5 protein-coding genes and 4 tRNA genes are annotated in these 7702 nt (G+C 49.5%); 1 reads left to right on the top strand and 8 read right to left on the bottom strand.

What is annotated here, in order from left to right; genetic code table 11:
- Positions 1 to 157: 157 nt before the first annotated feature.
- Positions 158 to 231: transfer RNA gene (locus tag WCG50_RS15680), tRNA-Cys, on the bottom strand.
- A gap of 307 nt (positions 232 to 538) precedes the next feature.
- Between WCG50_RS15680 and WCG50_RS15675 the strand changes: the two genes are divergently transcribed.
- On the top strand, positions 539 to 925 hold the full coding sequence (locus WCG50_RS15675; protein ID WP_336900534.1) for a hypothetical protein: 387 nt from the start codon (positions 539 to 541) through the stop codon (positions 923 to 925).
- Positions 926 to 1344: 419 nt separating this feature from the next.
- On the opposite strand, the gene WCG50_RS15670 is transcribed toward WCG50_RS15675, so the two are convergent.
- From WCG50_RS15670 to WCG50_RS15640, 7 genes are all read right to left on the bottom strand, one after another.
- Positions 1345 to 1420: transfer RNA gene (locus tag WCG50_RS15670), tRNA-Gly, on the bottom strand.
- Between the two features lie 31 nt (positions 1421 to 1451).
- A tRNA-Gly gene (locus WCG50_RS15665) sits at positions 1452 to 1527 on the bottom strand.
- Between the two features lie 59 nt (positions 1528 to 1586).
- A complete protein-coding gene (gene lon, locus WCG50_RS15660) occupies positions 1587 to 4028 on the bottom strand; it encodes an endopeptidase La (RefSeq protein WP_336900533.1) in 2442 nt (813 codons plus the stop codon).
- A gap of 122 nt (positions 4029 to 4150) precedes the next feature.
- Positions 4151 to 5416 (bottom strand): ATP-dependent Clp protease ATP-binding subunit ClpX, encoded by a 1266-nt coding sequence (gene clpX / locus WCG50_RS15655; protein WP_336900532.1) that lies wholly within the window; start codon positions 5414 to 5416, stop codon positions 4151 to 4153.
- A gap of 116 nt (positions 5417 to 5532) precedes the next feature.
- Entirely contained in the window at positions 5533 to 6153 is a 621-nt protein-coding gene (clpP, locus tag WCG50_RS15650) for an ATP-dependent Clp endopeptidase proteolytic subunit ClpP (protein WP_336900531.1), read from the bottom strand.
- A gap of 122 nt (positions 6154 to 6275) precedes the next feature.
- Positions 6276 to 7586 carry a trigger factor gene (tig, locus tag WCG50_RS15645; RefSeq protein WP_336900530.1) on the bottom strand — a complete coding sequence of 437 codons (1311 nt, stop codon included), beginning with the start codon at positions 7584 to 7586 and terminating at the stop codon, positions 6276 to 6278.
- A 20-nt stretch (positions 7587 to 7606) separates the two neighbouring features.
- Positions 7607 to 7693, bottom strand: a tRNA-Leu gene (locus WCG50_RS15640).
- Positions 7694 to 7702 lie beyond the last annotated feature (9 nt).

The following is a 7702-nucleotide window of genomic DNA, read 5'->3' as shown; positions in this document are numbered from 1 at the left end:
TATAACTGGAGGCGCGACCCAGAGTCGAACTGGGCTAGACGGATTTGCAATCCGTCCTGCGCCTTATAAATCAACGACTTACGATAAAAAACCGTTTGAAAACCGACAAAAAAACACGTATTTCCTTGAAGATTTTATCCGTTGAAAAAACGATCCTTGGAGGCGGGTAACGGAATCGAACCGTTCTGGGTGGATTTGCAATCCACTGCATAACCTCTTTGCTAACCCGCCGTATATTTCAACCGTTGCTATTGTAAGCGAAGGTGCTGCCCCCTTGATAACACCGTCTGGAACGAACACAGTTTGCTAAACATTGTTTAGTGCGCGAACTTGCTTTGTGCAACCGGTTACCAATTCGGTATAGCAAGCAACTACATAGGAGACTGATATGCAGTGTTCAAAAACAAGCAATTCGAACACAGTAGGAGTAAAAAAAAGTTAAAAGTAATGTTTTTAGCATTACGCTTTATCTTTTGTTAAAACACCAATTAAGATAAATTTGCTAAAGATATAGTTTGAATAATTACGCAGGGAAAACATGAAAATTGATCAAATAAGAGCTGCAAATCTGAGAAGACTTGCTAAGAACTCAAATAATCAGACTGAGTTTGCCAAACAACTTGGGATAAGTTCGCCTTATCTGACTCATATGATTGGCCCAACGCCTTACCGAGTCGTGTCTGAAAAAGGGGCACGAAAGTTCGAGAAGCTTCTCAACTTGCCATTTGGTGCGCTTGACATACCAGTGGACGGAACTACCCCCTCGTATATAAGTAAGTTTGAATTGAATAACATCATCAAGAGGCTTGGCGAAGAACTTGGGCCAGAAACAAAAGTCTCTGCCACAAAGTTTGCCATGCTTCTCACACTGGCACTTGACCAGCCTGAAAAAATCAAACAACTTATTGCTTTGATGTTGGAATAGGTGCGTAGTCGATCATTCGGCGCACCCAATCTGCGCCACCCAGTTTTGCCAGTTTGTCGCGCTGGGCAGAAGTCAAACGGATTGTTGCTACTACAATGGGTGATATGGGGTCAAGTGATACACGGCCACCAGTTTTGATTCGTTTGACATTCATATATTCTCCCCTGCTGCTCCTATTAACTCTTTTGCGCCGAAAACACAACCGTCATTTTGCGACGGATAAACCGTAGAGTCGATTATCGGTTTTCAACCGATCCCTGAGTCATTTTGAGGCGTTTTGAGGCACAAACGAAAAAGCCCTCAGAGGAGAGGGCTTCTTTTAAGGTGGGTCAGACCAATTTGCAATCCGTTGCATAACCGATTTGCTATCGCGCCATTTATTTAAAAAAATGGGAAGCAAGTGCTTCCCATTTTAAATTTGGAGCGGGAAAAGAGGCTCGAACTCTCGACCTATACCTTGGCAAGGTATCGCTCTACCAACTGAGCTATTCCCGCATATATCAACCGCAAACTCCATTTTTTAAAATGGAGCGGGAGAAGAGTCTCGAACTCTCGACCTCAACCTTGGCAAGGTTGCGCTCTACCAACTGAGCTACTCCCGCATATTGCAGCCTTAAATTATAGCTTGCTTTTCTTTACTCTCAAGTAAAGAGTCAAAACATTAATGCTTTACGGAGCCTGCCAAATCAGAACCAGGCGTAGTCACCTCTGCCACCGCAGCAACCAGAGGTTCATCATCCACCAAAAGCGTCGGCATTCTTTCGAGGGCAATTTCCAGCACTTTGTCAATCCAACGTACCGGAACAATTTCCAGCCCATTTTTTACATTCTCAGGAATGTCCTGCAAGTCTTTGGCATTTTCCTCCGGGATGATCACCGTCTTGATGCCGCCACGCAGGGCAGCCAGAAGTTTCTCTTTCAGACCGCCAATGGCAGTGACTTCACCCCGCAATGTGATCTCACCCGTCATCGCCACATCACCCCTTACCGGAATGCCCGTCATGGCAGAAACAAAGGCCGTCGTCATTGCCGCACCCGCACTGGGACCGTCTTTGGGAGTGGCGCCATCTGGCACGTGAATGTGAATGTCTTTTTTCTCAAAAAACTCATCCTTGATACCCAAACGACGCGACCGACTGCGCACCACTGTTCGGGCAGCTTCTACAGATTCCTTCATCACGTCACCTAAGGAGCCAGTTCGCGTGATAACACCTTTACCGGGCATCATGGCGGCCTCAATCGTCAACAGATCACCACCTACTTCAGTCCACGCCAAGCCAACAACCTGGCCCACTTGGTTTTGCTGTTCGGCTCGACCGTATGAGTATTTGCGAACACCTAGGAACTCGTTCAAGTTATCGGCCGTCACCTGAACCTGCGGCACCATCTTCTTCAGTTGCAGTCCCTTAACCACCTTACGGCATATTTTCGAGAGTTCACGCTCAAGAGAACGAACCCCAGCTTCGCGGGTGTAGTAACGAACAATGTCGCGCACAGCTTCATCGCTGATCAATAGCTCTTCGTTCTTGACGCCATTGTTGGTCAGTTGCTTGGGCAACAAATATTTGATGGCAATGCTGGTTTTTTCATCTTCGGTGTAACCGGAAAGTCGAATAACTTCCATCCGATCCAGCAACGCAGGCGGGATGTTCATGGAATTGGACGTGGCCACAAACATGACATCGCTCAAATCGAAATCCACCTCGACGTAGTGATCGCCAAACTTGTGGTTTTGCTCAGGGTCAAGCACTTCAAGCAAAGCACTTGACGGATCGCCCCTGAAATCGGTCCCCAGCTTGTCAATTTCATCAAGCAAGAAAAGTGGATTGCGCGTTCCCACTTTGGACAGGTTTTGCAGGACTTTTCCTGGCATCGCGCCAATGTAAGTGCGTCGGTGCCCACGAATTTCAGCTTCGTCGCGCATGCCGCCTAAGGCCATGCGAATGTATTTGCGCCCCGTGGCCTTGGCAATCGACTGACCCAAAGAGGTTTTGCCGACGCCAGGAGGTCCGACCAGACACAAGATAGGCGCCTTCACCTTTTCAACGCGCTGCTGAACCGCAAGATACTCAAGAATGCGGTCTTTTACTTTATCCAAGCCATAGTGGTCTTCGTTAAGCACTTTCTCAGCGTTACCCAGATCGTGCTTGATCTTGGTTTTGCCAGCCCACGGCAAACCAGTCAGCACATCAATGTAGTTGCGCACCACTGTGGCCTCTGCTGACATAGGCGACATGAGCTTAAGCTTTTTAAGTTCGCCTTCCGCCTTTTTCAGCGCCTCTTTCGACATTTTGGATGACTTGATCTTTTTCTCGATCTCATCAATGTCAGCACCATCTTCGCCCTCGCCCAATTCCTTCTGGATGGCTTTCACCTGTTCATTCAGATAAAAATCACGCTGATTTTTTTCCATTTGGCGTTTAACACGGCCACGAATTTTCTTGTCGACATTCAGAATGTCAACTTCGCGCTCGATTTGCTCAAACAGGTTTTCCAGACGCTCTTTCACATTTGAAAGATTCAGAACGGCTTGTTTGCTTTCCAGCTTGAGTGGCAAATGAGCAGCAATGGTGTCAGCCAAGCGACCAACGTCATCAATGCTTGAGATCGAGGTCAGGATTTCTGGCGGAATTTTTTTGTTGAGTTTGACGTACTGGTCAAACTGCTGCATGACGGCGCGACGTAAGGCCTCGACTTCACTCGCCTTGCCGCGAGGCTTGGCTTCAGGCTCTGCTTGCGCCTCAACCGGAGTCACATTCGCAGAAAAATGCAAATCACCTTCTTCAATTTTATTGACTCGGGCGCGCTGCTGGCCTTCGACCAACACTTTAACCGTGCCATCCGGCAGCTTCAGCATTTGAAGAATGGTGGAAACGCATCCGACATCAAACATGTCGGTCACAAGTGGATCGTCTTTGGCCGCAGCTTTTTGCGCGACCAGCATGATGCGTCGCTCTGACTCCATGGCAGCTTCAAGGGCCTTGATGCTCTTGGGCCGTCCCACAAAAAGGGGAATAACCATGTGCGGGAAAACCACCACGTCGCGCAATGGCAACAGTGGCAAGTCAAGGGGAGTGGCAGGCAATGGGGTATGACCAGACATGAGGAAACCTTTTTGTTACCTGTTAAATATGGATCAACTATGCGGGTCTTCAACCCGCATGTGATTATTGACTGGAGACGGACAACTCAAATATGAGTAAACGCACAGGAAAGCCAGTCTAATCAAGCCTTCTTCGCCGCTTCACGGTAGACCAGCAAAGGTGGCTTGTTTTCATCGATTGTGGATTCATCCACAACAACTTTATCGACGTTGGCGGCATTGGGCAACTCGTACATGGTGTCAATAAGTGCCAATTCCAAAATCGAGCGTAAACCCCGTGCGCCAGTCTTGCGGGCCAACGCTTTTTTAGCGATAGCTTTCAAGGCGGAAGGGCGAATTTCAAGATCGACCCCTTCCATCGCCAACAATTTGGCGTATTGCTTGACCAGCGCATTTTTGGGTTCCGTCAGGATTTGCACCAAAGCATCTTCACTGAGCTCAGCCAGCGTTGCCACCACAGGCATACGACCGACCAACTCTGGAATGATACCGAATTTAATCAAATCCTCTGGCTCAACATCCTTGAAAACCTCGGTCAGACTGCGCTGCTCTTTACTTTTTACAGAAGCCCCAAAACCGATGCCAGACGATTGGGTACGGTTGTCAATCACCTTCTCAAGCCCGGAGAATGCACCGCCACAAATGAACAAAATATTGGTGGTATCAACCTGAACAAAATCCTGATTGGGGTGTTTGCGCCCGCCTTGTGGTGGCACGCTGGCCATAGTGCCTTCAATCAGCTTGAGCAACGCTTGCTGGACACCCTCGCCAGACACATCACGTGTGATGGATGGGTTGTCTGATTTACGCGAAATCTTGTCAATTTCATCAATATAGACAATGCCACGCTGAGCCCGTTCGACTTCGTAATTGCAACTCTGCAGCAGCTTGAGCACAATATTCTCGACGTCTTCACCCACATAACCGGCTTCGGTCAGCGTCGTGGCATCGGCCATGACAAAGGGTACATCCAGCATACGGGCCAACGTTTGGGCCAACAACGTTTTGCCAGAACCGGTAGGGCCGATCAGCAAAATATTGCTTTTCGAAAGTTCTACGTCATCTTTTTTGGCTTTTTCCTTGTGCTTCAGACGTTTGTAGTGGTTGTAAACCGCCACCGCCAAGGTGCGTTTCGCCGGTTCCTGACCGATGACATAACTGTCAAGGTTGGCCTTGATCTCTGAAGGCGTGGGCAACTCGTCGCCCGCTTTGAGTGCTTCGGTGCTACCGGGCAATTCATCACGAATGATCTCGTTGCACAGGTCAATACATTCGTCGCAAACAAATACCGATGGGCCAGCAATAAGCTTTTTGACTTCGTGCTGGCTTTTGCCGCAAAAAGAGCAATAAAGAGTTTTCTCGCTGGAGGCGCCTTTTTTTTCGGCCATGTGAACTTCACCCTTTTCGGAAAATTACCGAATGATACTCAAATAAAAACGGTGCTTTCATTGATAAAAAGCACCGCGATTGCAACAAACCTGCGACGAATAAAACCCAAAGGGTTTCAAACTCGTTTGGCAATAACCTTGTCAATCAGGCCATATTCCTTGCATTCTTCAGCCGACATGTAGTAATCACGTTCTGTATCGAGCGCAATTCGCTCAAGCGATTGACCGGTACGTTCGGCCAAAATGATGTTGAGTTGCTCACGCGTCTTCAATATCTCGCGGGCTTGAATCTCAATATCTGTCGCCTGACCTTGACTGCCACCGGAAGGCTGGTGAATCATAATTTTTGAATTGGGCAAGGAAAACCGTTTTCCCTTGGCACCCGCGGCCAACAAAAATGCACCCATGCTGGCGGCCATGCCGGTACACAGTGTGGACACTTCTGGCTTGATGAAGTTCATGGTGTCGTAAATGGCCATGCCAGCGCTGACGGAACCACCGGGCGAGTTAATGTAGAAAGAAATATCCTTGTCAGGATTTTCACTCTCCAAAAACAGCAACTGCGCCACTACCAAGTTGGCCACGTAGTCATTGACTGGGCCCACCAGAAAAATCACGCGCTCTTTGAGCAGACGCGAATAAATGTCATAGGACCGCTCACCACGACCTGATTGCTCAATCACCATAGGCACCATGCCCAAAGCTTGTGTATCCATTGCACCAAATCGCTCGTTCATGCTGTCTCCAAATAATCTAATACTGTACCGAAAAATAGGCACCCCAAAGAGAATGGGGCTTAAATGCAAGACTACAAGCCCGGCACCAGCCCCATAACGACCACCCGAAGGTGGCCTTCGTCTTATTTTTGAGCCATCAGTTCATCAAACGACACGCTTTTTTCACTGATAGTGGCTTGTGCCAGCACGAAATCGGTCACATTGTTTTCAATCACGATGGCTTCGACTTCGGCCAGGCGGTTGTTGTCGCTGTAGTACCAACGCATCACGTCGGCTGGTTTTTCGTAGCTGGCAGCCAGCTCTTCGATGTGCGCCTTGATTTGCTCGGTCTTGGCTTGCAGGTTGTTGGAGCGAACCAACTCGGCGACCACCAAGCCTAAACGCACACGACGCTCGGCCTGAGGACGGAAGATGTCGTCAGGGATCTGTGCCTTGTCAGCGTCCTTGATGCCGCGTTGCTTGAGATCCGCACGGGCGCCTTCGAGCAGACGGCTGATTTCAGCTTGCACGCTGGTGTTGGGCAAATCCAACTCAGCCTTGGCCACCAACGCGTCCATGACGGCTTGTTTGTTGCGAGCCAGCAAGCGGAACTTGACTTCGCGCTCGAGGTTTTTCTTGATGTCAGCGCGCAAACCTTCGACGGTCGCGTCGGCAATGCCGAGAGACTTGGCCAAAGCTTCGTCCACTTCAGGCAGGTGCGCAGCTTCAACTTTTTTCAGCGTGACCATGAAGTCAGCTGTTTTACCAGCGACATCTTTGCCGTGGTATTCAGCGGGGAATGCCAATTGGAAGGTTTTGCTCTCGCCGGACTTCATGCCACGGGTAGCGTCTTCAAATTCCTTGAGCATCTGGCCATCGCCCACGATGAACTGAAAGTCTTCGGCTTTGCCACCGGCAAACACTTCGCCGTCAATCTTGCCTTCGAAGTCAACCGTCACGCGGTCACCTTCTTGGGCAGCGGCATCTTGTGCGCGCTGAGCGAAGGTGCGGCGCTGCTTGCGCAGAATGTCAACGGTCTTGTCGATGGCGCTGTCGGTGACTTCAGCGGTGATTTTTTCAACTTCAGCGGTGGTGAGGTCTGCAATTTTGACGTCTGGATAGACTTCAAACACGGCATCAAAAGCCATCACGCCTTCAGGCGAGGCTTCGGACTCGGTAATGCGGGGCTGGCCAGCCACGCGCAATTTAGCTTCGTTGGCGGCAGTGGCAAACGCTTCGCCAACCTTGTCGTTCATCACTTCCATGTGAACCGAGTAGCCGTAACGCTGGCCGACCACACTCATGGGCACTTTACCGGGACGGAAACCGTCCATTTTGGTGGTGCGAGCGAGTTTTTTCAGGCGCGATTCAACTTCTGACTGAATGATGCCAATCGGCAAGGTCAGAGTGATTTTTCGTTCCAGCTTTTCCAGTGTTTCAACAGTAACAGTCATCGTAATGCTCCTAAATATCATGGTGCGCGGGGGGGGACTCGAACCCCCATATCCTTGCGGACGTCAGGACCTAAACCTGGTGCGTCTACCAATTTCGCCACCCGCGCTAAAAACAA

Source organism: Rhodoferax sp. (assembly GCF_037143375.1).
GTDB lineage: Bacteria > Pseudomonadota > Gammaproteobacteria > Burkholderiales > Burkholderiaceae_C > Rhodoferax.
This window is presented reverse-complemented; position numbering and strand designations above follow the sequence as displayed.

Bases quoted from the DNA above. Each gene is read 5' to 3' on its own strand.
- WCG50_RS15675 (WP_336900534.1), top strand. From the start codon at position 539: ATGAAAATTGATCAAATAAGAGCTGCAAATCTGAGAAGACTTGCTAAG.
- lon (WP_336900533.1), bottom strand. From the start codon at position 4,028: ATGTCTGGTCATACCCCATTGCCTGCCACTCCCCTTGACTTGCCACTG.
- clpX (WP_336900532.1), bottom strand. From the start codon at position 5,416: ATGGCCGAAAAAAAAGGCGCCTCCAGCGAGAAAACTCTTTATTGCTCT.
- clpP (WP_336900531.1), bottom strand. From the start codon at position 6,153: ATGAACGAGCGATTTGGTGCAATGGATACACAAGCTTTGGGCATGGTG.
- tig (WP_336900530.1), bottom strand. From the start codon at position 7,586: ATGACTGTTACTGTTGAAACACTGGAAAAGCTGGAACGAAAAATCACT.